Annotated in this window: 17 protein-coding genes; 3 read left to right on the top strand and 14 right to left on the bottom strand. The window is 65.6% G+C overall.

Annotation, left to right across the window (positions count from 1 at the left end):
- Positions 1-60: 60 nt before the first annotated feature.
- The 14 genes from ACEU5R_RS13920 to ACEU5R_RS13985 form a co-directional block, all read right to left on the bottom strand.
- Positions 61-756: an ABC transporter ATP-binding protein gene (locus ACEU5R_RS13920; protein WP_392410580.1), complete on the bottom strand. Its 696-nt coding sequence runs from the start codon at positions 754-756 to the stop codon at positions 61-63.
- Complete coding sequence (locus ACEU5R_RS13925) at positions 753-1,481, bottom strand: ATP-binding cassette domain-containing protein (RefSeq protein ID WP_392410581.1); 729 nt, start codon at positions 1,479-1,481, stop codon at positions 753-755. Before ACEU5R_RS13925 ends, ACEU5R_RS13920 begins: the two co-directional genes overlap by 4 nt.
- Entirely contained in the window at positions 1,481-2,524 is a 1,044-nt protein-coding gene (locus ACEU5R_RS13930) for a branched-chain amino acid ABC transporter permease (RefSeq protein WP_103273215.1), read from the bottom strand. The genes ACEU5R_RS13925 and ACEU5R_RS13930 overlap by 1 nt, the downstream gene beginning before the upstream one ends.
- A gap of 1 nt (position 2,525) precedes the next feature.
- Entirely contained in the window at positions 2,526-3,386 is an 861-nt protein-coding gene (locus tag ACEU5R_RS13935; RefSeq protein ID WP_392410582.1) for a branched-chain amino acid ABC transporter permease, read from the bottom strand.
- Between the two features lie 70 nt (positions 3,387-3,456).
- Positions 3,457-4,695: an ABC transporter substrate-binding protein gene (locus tag ACEU5R_RS13940; RefSeq protein WP_392410583.1), complete on the bottom strand. Its 1,239-nt coding sequence runs from the start codon at positions 4,693-4,695 to the stop codon at positions 3,457-3,459.
- 40 nt (positions 4,696-4,735) lie between these two features.
- Positions 4,736-6,151, bottom strand: a complete 1,416-nt coding sequence (locus ACEU5R_RS13945) for an amidase (protein ID WP_392410584.1) — start codon at positions 6,149-6,151, stop codon at positions 4,736-4,738.
- Between the two features lie 305 nt (positions 6,152-6,456).
- Complete coding sequence (locus ACEU5R_RS13950) at positions 6,457-7,404, bottom strand: helix-turn-helix domain-containing protein (RefSeq protein WP_392410585.1); 948 nt, start codon at positions 7,402-7,404, stop codon at positions 6,457-6,459.
- Between the two features lie 339 nt (positions 7,405-7,743).
- Positions 7,744-9,054, bottom strand: a complete 1,311-nt coding sequence (locus tag ACEU5R_RS13955; protein WP_103273211.1) for a citrate synthase — start codon at positions 9,052-9,054, stop codon at positions 7,744-7,746.
- 19 nt (positions 9,055-9,073) lie between these two features.
- Positions 9,074-9,334, bottom strand: a complete 261-nt coding sequence (locus ACEU5R_RS13960) for a succinate dehydrogenase assembly factor 2 (protein WP_103273210.1) — start codon at positions 9,332-9,334, stop codon at positions 9,074-9,076.
- A 164-nt stretch (positions 9,335-9,498) separates the two neighbouring features.
- Positions 9,499-10,215: a succinate dehydrogenase iron-sulfur subunit gene (locus ACEU5R_RS13965; RefSeq protein ID WP_024068140.1), complete on the bottom strand. Its 717-nt coding sequence runs from the start codon at positions 10,213-10,215 to the stop codon at positions 9,499-9,501.
- Positions 10,216-10,233: 18 nt separating this feature from the next.
- A complete protein-coding gene (gene sdhA, locus ACEU5R_RS13970) occupies positions 10,234-12,000 on the bottom strand; it encodes a succinate dehydrogenase flavoprotein subunit (RefSeq protein WP_249205179.1) in 1,767 nt (588 codons plus the stop codon).
- Positions 12,001-12,015: 15 nt separating this feature from the next.
- Positions 12,016-12,399 carry a succinate dehydrogenase, hydrophobic membrane anchor protein gene (gene sdhD, locus ACEU5R_RS13975; RefSeq protein ID WP_103273208.1) on the bottom strand — a complete coding sequence of 128 codons (384 nt, stop codon included), beginning with the start codon at positions 12,397-12,399 and terminating at the stop codon, positions 12,016-12,018.
- Complete coding sequence (sdhC, locus tag ACEU5R_RS13980) at positions 12,399-12,815, bottom strand: succinate dehydrogenase, cytochrome b556 subunit (protein ID WP_103273207.1); 417 nt, start codon at positions 12,813-12,815, stop codon at positions 12,399-12,401. The genes sdhD and sdhC overlap by 1 nt, the downstream gene beginning before the upstream one ends.
- A gap of 135 nt (positions 12,816-12,950) precedes the next feature.
- Positions 12,951-13,736: a GntR family transcriptional regulator gene (locus ACEU5R_RS13985; RefSeq protein WP_392410586.1), complete on the bottom strand. Its 786-nt coding sequence runs from the start codon at positions 13,734-13,736 to the stop codon at positions 12,951-12,953.
- 341 nt (positions 13,737-14,077) lie between these two features.
- Between ACEU5R_RS13985 and ACEU5R_RS13990 the strand changes: the two genes are divergently transcribed.
- The 3 genes from ACEU5R_RS13990 (at position 14,078) to prpC (ending at position 17,575) form a co-directional block, all read left to right on the top strand.
- Positions 14,078-15,067: a malate dehydrogenase gene (locus tag ACEU5R_RS13990; RefSeq protein WP_103273205.1), complete on the top strand. Its 990-nt coding sequence runs from the start codon at positions 14,078-14,080 to the stop codon at positions 15,065-15,067.
- Positions 15,068-15,383: 316 nt separating this feature from the next.
- Positions 15,384-16,274 carry a methylisocitrate lyase gene (prpB, locus tag ACEU5R_RS13995; protein WP_103273204.1) on the top strand — a complete coding sequence of 297 codons (891 nt, stop codon included), beginning with the start codon at positions 15,384-15,386 and terminating at the stop codon, positions 16,272-16,274.
- A 95-nt stretch (positions 16,275-16,369) separates the two neighbouring features.
- Positions 16,370-17,575 (top strand): 2-methylcitrate synthase, encoded by a 1,206-nt coding sequence (gene prpC / locus ACEU5R_RS14000; RefSeq protein ID WP_212318179.1) that lies wholly within the window; start codon positions 16,370-16,372, stop codon positions 17,573-17,575.
- The last annotated feature ends 46 nt before the right edge of the window (positions 17,576-17,621 follow it).

A 17,621-nucleotide genomic window follows, 5' to 3' on the forward strand; every position in this document is an offset into this window, starting at 1 on the left:
TTCGCTCCTGTGTATCCCAGCGTTTCAATCCGCTGCGCGAGCGGCTCGCCCTCCTTCCTGCTAGGTGAAATGATCCAGCGCCGACTCGTCTGTCAGCTCATCGGGCTGCAAAGCCCGCGTGATGACGCCCTTGTGGATCAGCAGCACACGATCCGACAGCTGGCGGATGAAGTCGATGTTCTGCTCCACCAGCACGATGGTCAGCCCCAGGCGCGCGCGCAACTCCTTCAGCTTGTCCACGATCTCGTCGATGATGGAAGGCTGGATGCCTTCGGTGGGTTCGTCCAGCAACAGCAGCCGGGGCCGAGCCACTAGGGCCCGCGCCAGCGCCAGCAGTTGCTGTTCGCCGCCGCTCAGGGCGCCGCCGGGGCGGCTAGCCAGGGGCTTCAAGCGCGGATACTCGGCCAGGATCTCTTCCACGTCCATGCTGCGGCCGGGATTGGCCTTGGCGGAAAAGCGCAGGTTGTCCAGCACGGACAGGCCGGGAAAGATGCCGCGCCCCTGCGGCACATACCCCATGCCCAGGCGGGCGCGGGCATGCGACGGCAGACGGGTGATGTCCGCATCCTGCAAGCAGACTTCGCCCGCGCTGGCGGGCAGCACGCCCATCAGCGTCTTGAGCAGCGTGGACTTGCCCATGCCGTTGTGGCCGAGCACGCCCAGGAATTCCGATTCGCCGACATGGAAGCGAACGCCGTCCAGGACCGGGATGCGGCCATAGCCGGACGACAGATAATTGACCGTCAGCAGGTTCATGCGCCGCGCCCCCGTCCCAGATAAACGTCGCGCACCCTCGGGTCGGCGATGATCTGCGCGAACGAGCCTTCCTTCAGGATGCCGCCTTGATGAAACACCGTGACGATGCGCGCGATCCTGCCGATGAAGGCCATGTCGTGCTCGACCACCACCACCGCCGCCCGCGCATTCAGTTCCAGGATCAGCTCCGCCATGCGCACGGTTTCCTCGTCGCTCATGCCAGCCGCCGGCTCGTCGAGCAGAATCACCTTGGGTTCGCGCGCCACCACCATGCCGATCTCCACCCATTGGCGCTGGCCGTGGGCCAGCTCGCCCACCAGCCTGCGGGCGACGGCGCGCAGCCCCAGCCGCGCCTTCAGTTGCTCCGCCCGGTCCCGGGCCGCACGGGAACCGCAGGCGCTCCTGGCCGCCAGCCACAGGTTCTCGTCCACCGTCAGGCCGTCCAGCACGGTGGGCACCTGGTTCTTGATGCCCATGCCCCGCTGCGCGATGGCATGCGGCTGCGCGCGACGGATGCTGCGACCATCGAACAGGACGTCACCTTCCGACGGCGCCATCTGACCGCTGAGCAGCTTGAAGAAGGTGCTCTTGCCCGCGCCGTTCGGCCCGATCAGGCAGCGCAGTTCGCCTCGCCGCAGGGTGAAGTCGATATTGCCCAACGCCCTGACGCCGCCGAAGCGCTTGCCCACGCCACGCGCTTCGAGAATGATGTCTGGCTGCGTCATCAGTCGCTCCCTTCGCGCCGCCGCGGCTGCAGCCGGCCCAGCAGGCTCCTGCATGCCGGCACCAGCCCCTGCGGAAACAGCAGCACGCAGAGAATCAATATGAAACCCAGGGTCAGCGTGACCTGCCCCACGCCCACCGTGCCCAGCCAGGTGGTGAGATACTGGATCAGCAAGGTGCCGATGATGGCGCCCAGCAGCAGCGAGCGCCCGCCCACGATCACCCAGATGACCACCATCGCGGCCTGATTCAGGCTGAACATTTCCGGGCCGACGAAGTTGCCCCACAGCGCGTACAGGCCGCCGGACAGGCCTGCGAGGCCGCCGGCGATGACGAAGGCCATCAGCTTGTACCGCCGGCTGTCGTACCCCAGCAGTTCCATGCGGCGCTCGTTTTCGCGCAGGCCCACCATCACGCGCCCTGGCGCGCTGGCCAGGAACAGGCGGATGCCGATGTACGCCAGCGCCAGCAAGCCCAGTGCCAGATAGAAAATGCCCTCGATGGACTGCAGGTCGAGCGGACCGATCCGCAGCGGCAGGCCCGGCAATCCCGGTATCCCGTTCTGGCCGTTCAGCCGCACGCTGCCGATCACGTACTCGGGCCCCGAGGTGGCGCGCACGCCCTTCTCGAAGATCAGCGTGACGACCAGCGTGATGACGCTCAGGTAGATGTCGCTGATGCGGCCGTACATCATGAAGTAGCCCAGCAGCAGCGCGAACAGCATGGGCACAACGGCGGCCAGCGCGAACGCCGCCAGCGGCAGGTCCGTGTTGAGGCTGCACAGCGCGTAGGCATAGCCGCCCAGTCCGAAGAAGATGGTCTGGCCGAAGCTGAGGATCCCGACGTAGCCCCACAGGAAGCCCATGCTCAGCGCCAGCAGGGACAGGATCATCACCAGCGACAAGTCGAGCTGCATCGCGGTGTCGCCGTACTGCGGCACGGCCAGCATCAGCGCCGTGCAGGCAAGCACCGAGAACCACCAGGGACGCCGCGGCGAACGGCCCGCATGCGCGTCGAAATCCATGGAAAACGTGGAACCGCTCATGCTAGATACCTCGCTTCATGCGGCCGGTGATGCCCAGCGGCAGCATGCGCAGCAGCAGGACCGCGGCGATCAGCATCGAGACCTCGCCCAGCACGGAGCTGTAGGCGTAGGACACCGCGCCATCGATCGCGCCGAACAGCGTGGACGCCGCGCTGGCGCCGACCAGGGGCAGATGGCCGCCGACGATGACGGTGATGAAGGCCTTGGCCACGAAGAAGCCGCCCATGGCCGGGCTGACGCCGGTCAGGGGCGCCAGCGCCGCGCCGGCAAGCCCGGCCAGGCAGGACCCGAGCCCGAAGGTGGCCATGTAAACCCGGTTCCTGTCCACGCCCAGGCAGCTGGCCATTTCCGGCGCCTGCATGGTGCCCCGCACGATCAGGCCGGCCTTGGTCCGCACCGCCAGCCACCAGCACAGCGCCACCAGGACCAGGGAGAATGCGCAGATCGCCAGGTTGTAGGAAGACACGTTCATGCCGCCGATGGCGACGTTGGCGAAGTCCGTCGACAGGCCGATGCTGGAGGCGCCGAACACCGTGGTGGCCGCGCCCACGAACAGCAACGACAGTCCCCAGGTGGCCAGCAGCGTGTCCATCATCCTGCCGTAGAGGTGGCGGATCACCAGCCGCTCGACCACGATGCCGGCCAGGCCCGTGACGACGCCGCCGGCCAGCACGCCCAGCCATAGCGGCGCGCCGGCGTTGACGGACAGCACGCAGGCGTATCCGCCCACCATCATGAATTCGCCGTGGGCCAGGTTGATGACCTTCATCATGCCGAAGATCACCGCCAGTCCCAGGCTGATCAGCAGCATCAACGAGATCGAGAAGACGATGAGGTAGAGGTTGGTGTAGATCGATGCCAAGGCGTTCTCCGCAGCGTAAGGCAGGGGCGCGTCCGCGCGGCCGGAATGGGCGGCGCGGGCGCATCCGGATCTAGAGCTTGGGTTCGTACTGACGGGTGTCGTCGGGGTTGCGGCGCAGGTCGCATACTGCCTGCGTGTCGCTGGGCTGACGCTGGGGGAACGACTTGACGACGTCGAAGCCCTTGTCCTTGTTGCCGATGGCGATATGAATGTCCATGACGGTGTGGTTGGCCTGTTCGTCGATGGAATACAGCCCGCCGGGACCGTCGTAGCGCGTGCCCGGCAGCGCCGCGATCACCTTGTCGGGTTCCACGCTGCCGGCGCGCCGCACGGCCTCGGCCCAGAGCATCATGCCCCGATAGCCGTACTCGCCATACTCGCCGATGTAGTCGGATTCTCCGGTGAACCGCGCGAAGCGCTGGACGAAGCCTCTTGCCGCTTCCGTGGGAAGCGTGTCGATGAAGGACGCGGCGATGATGGTGCCGTCGTTCTCCTGCGCGCTCAGCATGGCGTTTTCACGGGCCGCGCCGTACACGGTGCCGACCAGCGTCATGTTCTTCTTGCCGATGGTCGATTCGAACTGGCGGTAGAAGCTCATGTGGGCATCGCCGACCAGGGCGGACCACACGGCGTCCGGCCTGGCCGCCTGGATGCGGCTGAGCGCGGGCGCGAAGTTGGTCACGTCCAGTGGAAAGAACTCGACCGCGACGTCCCTGGCGCCCTTTTCGCGGATGAATTTCTGCAGCCACTTGCTGGTGATCTGGCCATAGTTGTAGTCAGCGGCCAGGATGTAGTGGGTCTTGGCGTTGCGCTCCTTGATCACGTAGTCGACCAGCGGATCCAGCTCCTGTCCCGGCACCATGCCGGGGCAGACATGACGCCGGTCGCAGACGCCGCCTTCGTACAGTGCATTGTAGAAATACAGGCCCTTGAAGCGCTGCACGATGGGTCGGACGACCTCGCGCGCTGAACTGGCGACCGCCCCATGAATCACATCGACCTTGTCGCGCACGAAGGCCTGGGTCGCGTATTGCGAGTAGAGCCGATTGCTGGATTGCGTGTCATAGAAGATGATTTCCACCTTGCGGCCGAGCAGGCCGCCGGCGGCGTTGATCTCGTCGGCCGCCATGGCCACCGCCTTGATCTGCTTGAGGCAGTAGTTGTTCAGCACGCCGGTCTTGTCCAGCAGGTTGGCGACCTTGATGGACTTGGACGAATCGATCTTCGCCTGCGCCAGCAGGTCGAAGCTGCTGGCGTAGGCCAGCGCGCCGGCGGCCGTCTTGATGAAACCGCGTCGATTGAGAGACATGGAGGCTCCTCCCATTGAGAGAGTCCGTGACCAGGACGTATCAGACCCAGGCCAGGTCGGGGCGACGGCGATGCCAGTCGGTGGCCTGCTGATAGGCGTGCGCGGCGCGCACGATCAGGTCTTCGCGGAAATCGGCGCCGACGAACTGAAAGCCGATGGGCGTGCCCGCATCCGCCAGGAAGCCGCCCGGCAGCGTGATGGTGGGCACGCCGGCCATGTCCAGCGGCGCCGTGTAGCGCATCATGGCGAACCAGATGTCCACGTATTCCTGGCCGGAGACGTGCATCTGCGCCACCGTCGGCGAGGCGATCGGCGTGGTCGGCACCAGCAGCGCGTCCACCTGCCGCATCAGCGCGCGCATCCGGCCCGTGTACGCGGCCCGCTGCAGCAGGATCTTCTGATAGTCGGTGCCACGCAGCGCCCGACCCGTTTCGATGAGGTTGGCCAAGGCCGGGCCGTACTCGTCCTTGCGCGAGGGATAGGTCTTTTCGTGGACCACGGCGGCCTCGATGCCGCACAGGTTGAACCAGTTGCGCTGCACGTCGACCGCGTCCGGCGCGCGGACCTCGACGATCTCGGCCCCCAGCTCCGTCATTACCCGCACAACCTCGTCCATCATGCCGCGCGTGGGCGCGTCGACATCATCGTGGTTCCAGCGTGTGTCGACGCCGATGCGCAGCCCCCGGACGCCGCGCTCCATTTCGCGCAGATAGTCAGGCACCGGCAACTGGCTGGCCGTGGGATCGTTGTCGTCGGCGCCCGCGATGACGCCCAGCATCGCCGCCGAATCTTCCGCGCTGCGGGTCATGGGGCCCAGGTGATCGAGCGAGGCCGCCAGCTCGAACGCGCCATGGCGGCTCACGCGTCCCCAGGTGGGCTTGATGCCGGTCACGCCGCAGGCCGCCGAGGGAAAGCGGATGGAGCCGCCGGTGTCGGTGCCGATGGCGCCGTAGCACAGGCCCGCCGCCGGCGCGACGCCGGAGCCGCTGGAGGACACGCCGGTCCAGTGCGCGGGATTCCAGGGGTTCACGGGCGGATCGATATCAGGATGATGATCCGTCAGCGCGCCCTCTGTCAGCTGCACCTTGCCCAGGATGACGGCGCCCGCCTCGCGCAGGCGTTTCACCACCGTGCCGTCCTCGTGGGTCTGGAATCCACGGTAGATCGTGGTGCCGAAGGCCGTCGGCGCGTCGGCGGTCCAGCACAGGTCCTTGACGGCCACGGGCACGCCATGCAGCGGACCGCGCAGCTGGCCCTGCGCGATTTCCCTGTCGGCCTGGCGCGCGGCCGCCAGCGCGCCGTCCTTCATGAGCAATGCGTAGCTCTTGAGCCGGCCGTCAAGCTGGGCGATGCGTTCGAATTGGCGTTCGGTGACGGCTTCCGAGGAAAGCTCGCCAGCCTGGATGGCCAGGCCGATTTCGCGCATGCCCATGTAGTGCAGATCATCGTGATTCATCCCGTTCTCCCTGTCCGTGCAGTTGGCGCGCCCGCGCCGTGAACACACTGAAATGCCCAGATGCTTGCCTGCATGCAGACTAAGGCGCTCGGAACAAGATTTCTTGCTCGTGACGGCCACGGCGCTTGACTGTGGCCGCCACGGACAAATCATGCAGACATGTGCGGCACACCACGCGCGCTTGCTACCCCCCCGAGAGGGGAGCGCTTTTCATCTTGGGGTGGCCCGAGGCAATGAAAAAGGCCGGCGCGCGGCCCTGTCCAGGGCTCACGGCCGGCCTTGCGGTCGGTGTCGTTCGACGCCGTTCAGCGCCTGGGGCGGCTCAGCAGATCCTTCGGCGAATGGCCGTAGCTGAGCTTGAAGAGGCGGCTGAAGTGCGCGACGTCGTTGAAGCCGTTGCGAAACGCCGCGACGGTCACCTGCCGCGCCCGGCCCTCCTTCAACGCGCAGTAGGCGGCCTCGAGACGCCGTTGCCAGACCCAGCGCATGGGCGTGCTGCCGCTGTGCGCGAACAGGCGGGTCAGCGTGCGCTCGGACATGTTCAGGGCGCTGGCGATGCGGTCCACGGTCAGCAGCGGATCATCCAGCTGCGATTCGATGTACTGCTTGACCCGCTGCAACCGCCGCTCGCGTTCGTCGGCCTCGGGATCGCAGCCGGCCATCTGCACCTGGATGGTCGCGGCCAGCAGATCGAGCAATGACGCGGCAAACTGCTTTTGCACGCCGGCGGGCAGGTCTTCGGTGAAATTTGCGCTGGCGGCTTCGCGCAGCATGCTGGCCAGCAGGCCGGTGATGGGCTTGTCCGGCGTGAAGCGCACCGCCGTGTAGCGCTCGGCCAGGGGCGCGCGATACAGCAGCTGTTTGCGCGGGATACGTAACAATAGGACAGACTCAGGCGTCACGTCATAGGTGAACCGGCGCTCCGCATCGTACAGCGCGATGTCGCCATTGTTGACCTGCGTGGAACGGCCGGACTGCGACAGATGGCCGATCCCGGATTCCATCAGCGTCAGCAGGAAGGCCTCGTTCGAGTCCTTGCGCATATGGGTGGCCTCGCGCTCCCAGACATGGCGCGGCGAGGACATCCGGGAGATCTCGATGTCGTCGATCGACTTGGCGGCGTACTTGCCGATGAACTTGCGCGGGCTTTCGATGGTGCTGTCTGCCAGGACGCAATGCTTGCAGACAACTTCGTTCCAGTATTCCGGCCGCTGACGCTCGGTCAGCGCCTCGGTTGAATAGTTCAGCTTCAATTTTCCCCCCGGCAGGGCTGACGCCGGCGAGCGGCGCTGTCTTTACGGGACTGCGGCTGGCCCCGCCCGCTGCCGCGGCCCGACGCCAGTTGCTGCCTGATGCTTGATGCTGCTGCCTGCGTGCTGCCGCAAGGGGCTTTCCGCCCTCGCTGTTTTCGGTGGATTCTGCCAAAAGGCATATGCCTTTGAATTGGTGTTTACCCGTTCCCTGTCAGATCTGACAGCGCCGGCCATGCCAGGGCCGCCTGGCTCGACGCCACGCGCAAGCGCCTGATCCCGGGCGCCCAAAAAAACAAACCCGCCACAGCGGGCGGGTTTGTCTGCGCAAGCGCGGAAGGATCAGCGCTTGTCCATCGGGGGCACGTCGCGCGTGACCGAGCCGGTGAACAGCTGGCGGGGACGGCCGATCTTGTAGTCGGGGTCCGACAGCATTTCGTTCCACTGGGCGATCCAGCCCACCGTGCGGGCCAGCGCGAAGATGGCCGTGAACAGCGAGGTCGGGATGCCGATGGCGCGCTGCACGATACCCGAGTAGAAGTCCACGTTCGGGTACAGCTTGCGCTGCACGAAGTACGGATCCGACAGGGCGATGCGTTCCAGTTCCATGGCCAGCTTGAACAGCGGGTCGTTTTCCAGGCCCAGGGCCGAGAGCACTTCCTTGCAGGTTTCCTGCATCAGCTTGGCGCGCGGGTCGTAGTTCTTGTAGACGCGGTGGCCAAAGCCCATCAGGCGCACGCCCGAGTTCTTGTCCTTGACCTTCTCCATGAACTCGCCGACCTTGGCGATGCCGCCGTTGGCTTGCAGTTCTTCGAGCATCTGCAGGCAGGCTTCGTTGGCGCCGCCGTGAGCCGGGCCCCACAGGCAAGCCACGCCGGCCGAGATGGCGGCGAAGGGGTTGGTGCCCGACGAGCCGCACAGGCGCACGGTCGAGGTCGAGGCGTTCTGCTCGTGGTCGGCGTGCAGGATGAAGATGCGGTCGAGCGCGCGCTCGACGACTTCGTTGACCTTGTACTCTTCGCACGGCGTGGCGAACATCATGCGCAGGAAGTTGCCCGTGTAGGACAGGTCGTTCTGCGGATAGATGAAGGGCTGGCCTTGCGAGTACTTGTACGCCATCGCGACCAGCGTCGGCATCTTGGCGATCAGGCGGATGGCCGAGATGTGGCGGTGCTGGGGATTGGTGATGTCGGTGGAGTCGTGGTAGAACGCCGACAGCGCGCCGACCAGGCCGGTCAGCACGGCCATCGGGTGCGCGTCGCGGCGGAAGCCGCGCAGGAAGAAGTGCAGCTGCTCGTTCACCATCGTGTGATGGGTCACTTGCGAGTCGAAATCGGCCTTCTGAGTCGCGTTCGGCAGTTCGCCGTTCAGGATCAGGTAGCAGATGTCCATGAAGTCGCAGTTCACGGCCAGCTGTTCGATGGGGAAGCCGCGGTACAGCAGCTCGCCCTTGTCGCCGTCGATGTACGTGATGCCCGATTCGCAGGCGGCGGTGGACATGAAGCCGGGGTCGAACGTGAACATGCCCGTCTGGCCGTACAGCTTGCGGATGTCGATCACATCCGGACCGACCGTGCCCTTGTAGACGGGAAACTCGATGGGGGCGCTGCCGTCCGAGAAGGATAGCGTGGCTTTTTTGTCAGACAGGTTCATGTTTTTTCCTCTCAATTAATCAGAGCGACCGCATCTGGCCGATGATGTTGCGGAGCCGGGGCGTGTCCAGCGCGCCCTCGAGTTCCTTGCGGGCCAGCAGCAGGTCGAGAAGATCGTTGTCTCCCAACTCGAAGAGCTGCGTCAATGCGGCTACGTCATCGTCGGTGAGCTCGGCCTCATGGGCGTCGAGGTACCGGGTGATGATCAAGTCGTTTTCGAGCAAGCCGCGGCGCGCCCGCCAACGCAGTCGCGCCCGCTCCAGTTCAGTAAGCCTGCTCATCGTTACACCTAAATGAAGGCCCTACGCGCGCCGCGCCCGCGGGGGCGTTGCCGCCTGGGAGCGGCCCGGCGGCACAATGCCTGCAACCCGCGCCGCCCTTCGGCGTGCCGCGCTCCGGGAGGACCCGATCCCGGAGCGCGCGGCGATAAAAAAGCTGCTTGAAACTAGACCGTCCGGCGGACCATCAGTTCCTTGATCTTGCCGATCGCCTTGGTCGGATTCAGGCCCTTCGGACAGACGTCGACGCAGTTCATGATGGTGTGGCAACGGAACAGGCGGTACGGGTCTTCCAGGTTGTCCAGGCGGCTGCCGGTGGCTTCGTCGCGGCTGTCCGCGATGAAGCGGTAGGCCTGCAGCAGGCCGGCCGGGCCGACGAACTTGTCCGGATTCCACCAGAACGACGGGCAGGAAGTGGAACAGCACGCGCACAGGATGCACTCGTACAGACCGTCCAGCTCTTCGCGGGCCTCGGGCGACTGCAGGCGTTCCTTTTCGGGCGGCGGCGTGTCGTTGATGAGGTACGGGCGGATCGAGTGGTACTGGTTGAAGAAGTGCGTCATGTCCACGATCAGGTCGCGGATCACCGGCAGGCCGGGCAGCGGACGCAGCACGATCGGTTCCTTCAGCTCGCGCAGGTTCGTCGTGCAGGCCAGGCCGTTCTTGCCGTTGATGTTCATGGCGTCCGAACCGCACACGCCTTCACGGCACGAGCGGCGCAGCGCCAGGCTGTCGTCGACGTCGTTCTTGATGCGCACCAGCGCATCGAGCAGCATCTTGTCGGTCGGCTGAAGCTCGACTTCCAGCTTCTGCATGTAGGGACGCTCGTCCTTGTCCGGATCGTAGCGGTAGATTTCGAACTTGACGATTCTCTTGGTGCTCATAGTAGGCTCTATCCGGACTTAGAAGGTACGCGCCTTGGGCGGGAAGGACTCGACCGTCAGCGGCTTCATCTGCACGGGCTTGTAGTCCAGGCGGCTGCCTTCGGAGTACCACAGCGTGTGCTTCAGCCAGTTCTCGTCGTCGCGGGTCGGGTGGTCGTCCAGCGCATGCGCGCCGCGGCTTTCGGTGCGGTTGGCGGCCGACTTGATCGTGGCGCGGGCCACTTCGGTCATGTTGGCCAGTTCCAGCGCCTCGACGCGCGCGGTGTTGAACACCTTGGACTTGTCCTTGAAGTAGATGTTGTCGGCTTGCTTGGCCAGGTCTTCGATCTGGGTCACGCCTTCGTTCAGCAGCTCCAGCGTGCGGAACACGCCGCAGTGACGCTGCATCGAGAAGCGGATGGCGTTGCCGATGTCCTGGGTCTTTTCGCCCGAGGTGCGCGATTCCAGCTTGTTGACGCGGTCCAGCGAGAATTCCACGGCCTGCTGCGGCACGGGCTGGTGCGAGTGCTGGCGTTCCGGGTGCGAATTGACGATGTGGTTGCCGGTGGCGCGACCGAAGACGATCAGGTCCAGCAGCGAGTTCGTGCCCAGGCGGTTGGCGCCGTGCACCGACACCGCGGCGCATTCGCCGATGGCGTACAGGCCGTTGACGATCTTGTTCTCGCCGTTTTCGCGCGTCAGCACCTGGCCGTGATAGTTGGCCGGGATGCCGCCCATCTGGTAGTGGATGGTCGGGACGACGGGGATCGGTTCCTTGATCGGGTCGACGTTGCCGAACTTGATGGCGATTTCGCGGATCGAGGGCAGGCGCTTGTTGATCACGTCGGCGCCCAGGTGGTCGAGCTTGAGCACCACGTAGCTGCCGTCAGGACCGCAGCCGCGGCCTTCCTTGATTTCCTGGTCCATCGAGCGGGACACGAAGTCGCGCGGGGCCAGGTCCTTCAGCGTGGGCGCATAGCGCTCCATGAAGCGTTCGCCATCCTTGTTCAGCAGGATGCCGCCTTCGCCGCGCACGCCTTCCGTGATCAGCACGCCGGCGCCGGCCACGCCGGTCGGGTGGAACTGCCAGAATTCCATGTCCTGCAGCGGGATGCCCGCGCGGGCGGCCATGCCCAGGCCGTCACCGGTGTTGATGAAGGCATTGGTGGAAGCGGCCCAGATGCGGCCGGCGCCGCCGGTGGCCAGCACCGTGGTCTTGGCTTCCAGGATGTAGATCTCGCCCGTTTCCATTTCCAGGGCGGTCACGCCCACGACGTCGCCCGCTTCGTTGCGCAGCAGGTCCAGCGCCATCCATTCGACGAAGAACTGGGTGCGCGCGGCGACGTTGCGCTGGTAGAGGGTGTGCAGCAGCGCGTGGCCGGTGCGGTCGGCGGCGGCACAGGCGCGCTGGACCGGCTTCTCGCCGAAGTTGGCGGTGTGGCCGCCGAACGGGCGCTGGTAGATGGTGCCGTCGGGGTTGCGGTCGAACGGCATGCCGAAGTGCTCGAGCTCGTACACGGCGTTCGGCGCTTCGCGGCACATGAATTCGATGGCGTCCTGGTCGCCCAGCCAGTCCGAGCCCTTGACGGTGTCGTACATGTGCCAGTACCAGTTGTCCTCGCTCATGTTGCCCAGCGAGGCGCTCACGCCGCCCTGCGCCGCCACGGTGTGCGAACGGGTCGGGAACACCTTGGACAGCACGGCGACCGACAGGCCGGCCTGGGACAGTTGCAGGGAACAACGCATGCCGGCTCCACCGGCGCCGACGACCACCACATCAAACTGGCGGCGCGGCAAGGATTTCATGACAGAGACCACGGCTTAGATGCTCCAGAGGATTTGCGCGAAATAAACGACCGAACCGACCAGCCAGAGGATCGTCAGCACTTGCAGCAGCAGGCGCAGGCCCACCGACTTGACGTAGTCCATCCAGAGGTCGCGCACGCCAATCCAGGCATGCCAGGCCAGCGCAATGAATGCGAGGGTGGCCAGGAGCTGGCCGACCGGAAGTACGCCCACGTAGAACGTGAACAGCGCGGTCCAGTTCTCGTACGTGAAGGCGGGCATCACCAGGATGCCGATGAGCAGCACCAGCGTGTAGACGGCCATGATGACCGCGGTGACGCGCTGAATGATGAAATCGATGGTGCCGTAGTGCGCGCCTACGACCAGGCGCTTGGCGCCGTAGTTCTTTGCTTCGGCCATTACAGCACTCCGAACAGTTTGAGGGCGAACACGACGGTCAGCGCCAGGCTGATGCCGAAGACCACGCCGGCGCTCTTCTTGGCCGACTGCTTGTCCAGGCCGATGTGCAGGTCCAGCAGCAGGTAGCGGATGCCGGCGCAGAAGTGGTGCAGATAGCCCCAGATCAGGACCAGCAGGACGAGCTTGACGATCGGATTACCCGCGTAGGCAGCCACGGCCGCGAACGTCTGCGGGGCGGCCACGCTGGCCGCGAACAGCGGCAGGATGACCAAGGGCAGACAGAGGAACAGCAGCACACCGCTCACGCGGTGAAGGATGGACAGCTTGCCGGCCAGGGGCAGGCGATAGGAGAACGCAACTTGGGCTAGACCAATATTGCGAAACTGCGGGCGTGGCTTGGCAGCGGTGTCGGACATGACGGCCTCGGTGTTTCTGAACTAGGGAATCGTTACGGCGTAAAAAACTGGCGGAACTCTGCGTGGCCCTCGCGGGCAAACACAGTATTTTCGCCCAGAGAACGGGTTGGTATCAAATCGTAGGGAAAAAGCTCATCAATTCAAACTATTGCGGTAGTGGTAGCGATCGGTCAAGTACAAACCCCGCCGGATTTCCATGGGGCGGTCACCATAGGTATAGGACACTCGGTCCACCTGCAGCAACGGCGCGCCGGGGGAAACATTAAGCAAGGGGGCGATTTCGGCCGGCGCCGCCACGGCGCGCAGCTTCTCGTCGGCGCGCACCATGCTGACGCCGAACTCGGATTCGAACAGGCCGTACATCGGGGCCTTGTTGGCGGTGAGCAGCTCCAGCGTCAGCCCGCGGAAACTCGCGCCGGGCAGCCAGATGTCGTCCACCACGGTGGGGGTCGTGTCCATGCAGAGCAGGCGGCGGATCATGATGACCGTCTCGCCGGCGCGCAGCTCCAGGCCGCGCGCGATCTCGGCCGGCGCGCGCAGGCGCCGGCATTCCAGGATGCGGCTTTCGGCGCGGCCGGACCCGGCCTGGGCCTCGTCGTCGGCGGCCAGGCGCAGGAAGCGGTAGCGCACGCGCGCTTCGTGGTGGGTGGCGACGAAGGTGCCCTTGCCCTGGCGGCGCAGCAGCAGGTGCTCGGCGGCGAGTTCATCGACCGCCTTGCGCACCGTGCCCTGGCTCACCTGGAAACGGGCGGCGAGGTCGATTTCGCTGGGGATCAGTTCGCCGGGCTTCCATTCGCCGCGGTCCAGGCTCTGCACCAGCAGTTCCTTGATCTGGCGGTACAGCGGACTGAAAGCGGCCCCCTCGCCCGCCGGACGGGCGGCGCGTGTGCGTAGGGCGGTTTCGGGCCGTGGGTCTGCCATGGATCGTCTTGAAAGTGTCATGTCCATCCGGATGAATGAGTATGCGGCGCACGGGATCCATGCTCATCCACGATGCGCCGCCGCCGGTGATCTGGCCTAGGAACAGGCGCGCAGCCGGCTGTGCCGCGACGCATTCGAACAAACGCTCCATTGTGGCACATCGCCGGCGGCGTTGTCCAACGTCTTATGTCTTATATAAGATATAAGAGAAATTGACGCTCACGTAAATTCGATCTAGGATTTCGGGCTGTCAGAGGCTCATGCCCGCGCTGAGTTTCCGCGCCCAACGATTACACTGATTGTCGAGATTTCTTCTCGCCAAACACTTACGGAGAACGTCCATGTCCAAGCCCGCCTTGCGTGTCGCCGTCACCGGCGCCGCCGGCCAAATCGGCTACGCCCTGCTGTTCCGCATCGCCTCCGGCGAAATGCTCGGCAAAGACCAGCCTGTCATCCTGCAACTGCTGGAAATCCCCGACGAGAAAGCGCAAAAGGCCCTGAAGGGCGTCATCATGGAACTGGATGACTGCGCCTTCCCGCTGCTGCAGGAAGTCACCGCCCACAGCGACCCGCGCACCGCCTTCAAGGACGCCGACGTGGCCCTGCTGGTCGGCGCCCGTCCGCGCGGCCCCGGCATGGAACGCAAGGACCTGCTGTCCGTCAACGCCCAGATCTTCACGGCCCAGGGCAAGGCCCTGAACGACGTCGCCAGCCGCAACGTCAAGGTGCTGGTGGTCGGCAACCCGGCCAACACCAACGCCTACATCGCCATGAAGTCGGCGCCGGACCTGCCCGCCAAGAACTTCACCGCCATGCTGCGCCTGGACCACAACCGCGCCCTGTCGCAACTGGCCGCCAAGTCCGGCAAGGCCGTGGCCGACATCGAAAAGCTGGTCGTGTGGGGCAACCACTCGCCCACGATGTACCCCGACTTCCGCTTCGCCACGGTCGGCGGCCAGAGCCTGGCCAAGCTGATCAACGACGACGCCTGGAACCGCGACACCTTCATCCCCACCGTGGGCAAGCGCGGCGCCGCCATCATCGAGGCGCGCGGCCTGTCCTCGGCCGCCTCGGCCGCCAACGCCGCCATCGACCACGTGCGTGACTGGGTCCTGGGCAGCAACGGCAAGTGGGTGACGATGGGCGTGCCGTCCGACGGTTCCTACGGCATCCCCGAAGGCATCATCTACGGCGTGCCGGTCATCACCGAAAACGGCGAATACAAGCGCGTCGAAGGCCTGGAAATCGACGCCTTCTCGCGCGAGCGCCTGGACTTCACGCTGAAAGAGCTGCTCGAAGAGCGCGACGGCGTGAAGGACCTGCTGAAGTAATCAGGTCGAGCATGAAAATTGGGCCCGTTCGCGGGCCCAATTCACAGGCCGGCGATGCGCGGGCGCCATCCGCGCCATGCGATCGCAGGCCGCCCGCCAGGCGTCTTCGGACGCCTGCGCCCCGGCAAATACACCTGTCCGCTTGCGCCGCCGCCAATGCGTCGCAAACGATTGTCGCGCAGGGGACAGATTTATTTTCCGGACCCGAGGTAAGGTCGGACGCCAGCCACGAGCCGGCGCCGGGCCCGCCTCGGACCGGCACACCCACTGCCCGGGGACGTCCAGAACACCCGGTCCACATACACGGAGACCACCCATGTCCAGACCCGAATCGCCCGGCGCCCTGTTCCGTCGCGCGCTGGCCGAAGAAAGCCCGCTGCAGATCATCGGTGCCATCAACGCCAACCATGCGCTGCTGGCCAAGCGCGCCGGCTACCGCGCCATCTACCTGTCGGGCGGCGGCGTCGCCGCCGGCTCGCTGGGCCTGCCGGACCTGGGCATCAACACCATGGACGACGTGCTGACCGACGTGCGCCGCATCACCGACGTGTGCGACGTGCCGCTGCTGGTCGACATCGACACCGGCTTCGGTCCGTCGGCCTTCAACATCGCCCGCACGGTCAAGAGCCTGATCAAGTTCGGCGCGGCCGCCTGCCACATCGAGGACCAGGTCGGCGCCAAGCGCTGCGGCCACCGTCCCGGCAAGGAAATCGTCAGCACCGAGGAAATGGCCGACCGCGTGAAGGCCGCCGCCGATGCCCGCACCGACAGCGACTTCTACCTGATCGCCCGCACCGACGCCATCGCCTCGCACGGCGTGGACGCCGCCATCGAGCGCGCGCTGGCCTGCGTCGAAGCCGGCGCCGACGCCATCTTCGCCGAAGCCGCCTACGATTTGCCCACCTACGACCGCTTCGTCAAGGCGGTGAAAGTGCCGGTGCTGGCCAACATCACCGAATTCGGCAAGACCCCGCTGTTCTCGGTCGAGGAACTCAAGAGCGTGGGCGTGGGCATGGTGCTCTACCCGCTGTCGGCGTTCCGCGCCATGAACAAGGCCGCCGAGGCCGTCTACACCGCCATCCGCCGCGATGGCCACCAGAAGAACGTGGTCGACCTGATGCAGACGCGCGAAGAGCTGTACGACCGCATCGGCTATCACGAATTCGAATCGAAGCTGGACGCCCTGTTCCAGAAGAACAAGGGCTAGTCCCGCACCGTCTACGGCGGCCGGCGCGGCGGCGATCCGCCGCGCCCGCCCGTCCCACTGCATTGACCATCCCGCAAGGCAAGGAGAGTAGAGACATGAGCACGGCCCCCAAGAAGCAAGCCCCCAAGGCGGACGCGAAGACGCAGGCCCAGCCCGAGGAAAAGGCGGCATTCAAGCCCAAGAAATCCGTGGCGCTGTCCGGCGTCGTCGCCGGCAATACCGCGCTGTGCACCGTCGGCCGCAGCGGCAACGACCTGCACTACCGCGGCTACGACATCCTGGACGTCGCCGACACCTGCGAGTTCGAGGAAATCGCCCACCTGCTGGTCCACGGCAAGCTGCCGACCAAGGCCGAACTGAAGGCCTACAAGGAAAAGCTGCGCAGCCTGCGCGGCCTGCCGGTGCAGCTGCAACTGGCGCTGGAAGCGCTGCCCGCCGCCAGCCACCCGATGGACGTGATGCGCACGGCCGTGTCGGTGCTGGGCTGCGTGCTGCCCGAGAAGGACGACCACAACCTGCCCGGCGCGCGCGACATCGCCGACCGCCTGATGGCCAACCTGGGCTCGGCCCTGCTGTACTGGTACCACTACAGCCACAACGGCCGCACCATCGACGTGCAGACCGACGACGACAGCATCGGCGGCCACTTCCTGCACCTGCTGCACGGCGAGAAGCCCAGCGAAGAGTGGGTGCGCGCCATGCACATCTCGCTGAACCTGTACGCCGAGCATGAATTCAACGCCTCGACCTTCACCGGCCGCGTGATCGCCGGCACGGGCTCGGACATCTATTCCGCCATCACCGGCGCCATCGGCGCGCTGCGCGGCCCCAAGCACGGCGGCGCCAACGAAGTCGCGTTCGAAGTGCAGAAGCGCTACGAGACCCCCGACGAGGCCGAGGCCGACATCCGCCGCCGCGTCGAGGCCAAGGAAGTCGTGATCGGCTTCGGCCACCCGGTCTACACCGTGTCCGACCCGCGCAACAAGGTCATCAAGGAAGTCGCCCGCAAGCTCTCGAAGAAGGCCGGCAGCACCAAGATGTTCGACATCGCCGAACGCCTGGAAACCGTCATGTGGGACATCAAGAAGATGTTCCCCAACCTGGACTGGTTCTCGGCCGTCAGCTACCACATGATGGGCGTGCCCACCGCCATGTTCACCCCGCTGTTCGTCATCGCGCGCACGGCGGGCTGGTCGGCCCACATCATCGAGCAGCGCGTCGACAACAAGATCATCCGTCCCACCGCCAACTACGTGGGCCCGGAAGACCAGAAGTTCGTGCCGATCGAGAAGCGGAAGTAACGTGACCGCCCCGGGCCCGTCGTCGTCCCATCCGGCGCCGCGCGGG

The organism is Achromobacter sp. 413638 (genome assembly GCF_043119405.1).
Lineage (GTDB): Bacteria > Pseudomonadota > Gammaproteobacteria > Burkholderiales > Burkholderiaceae_B > Achromobacter.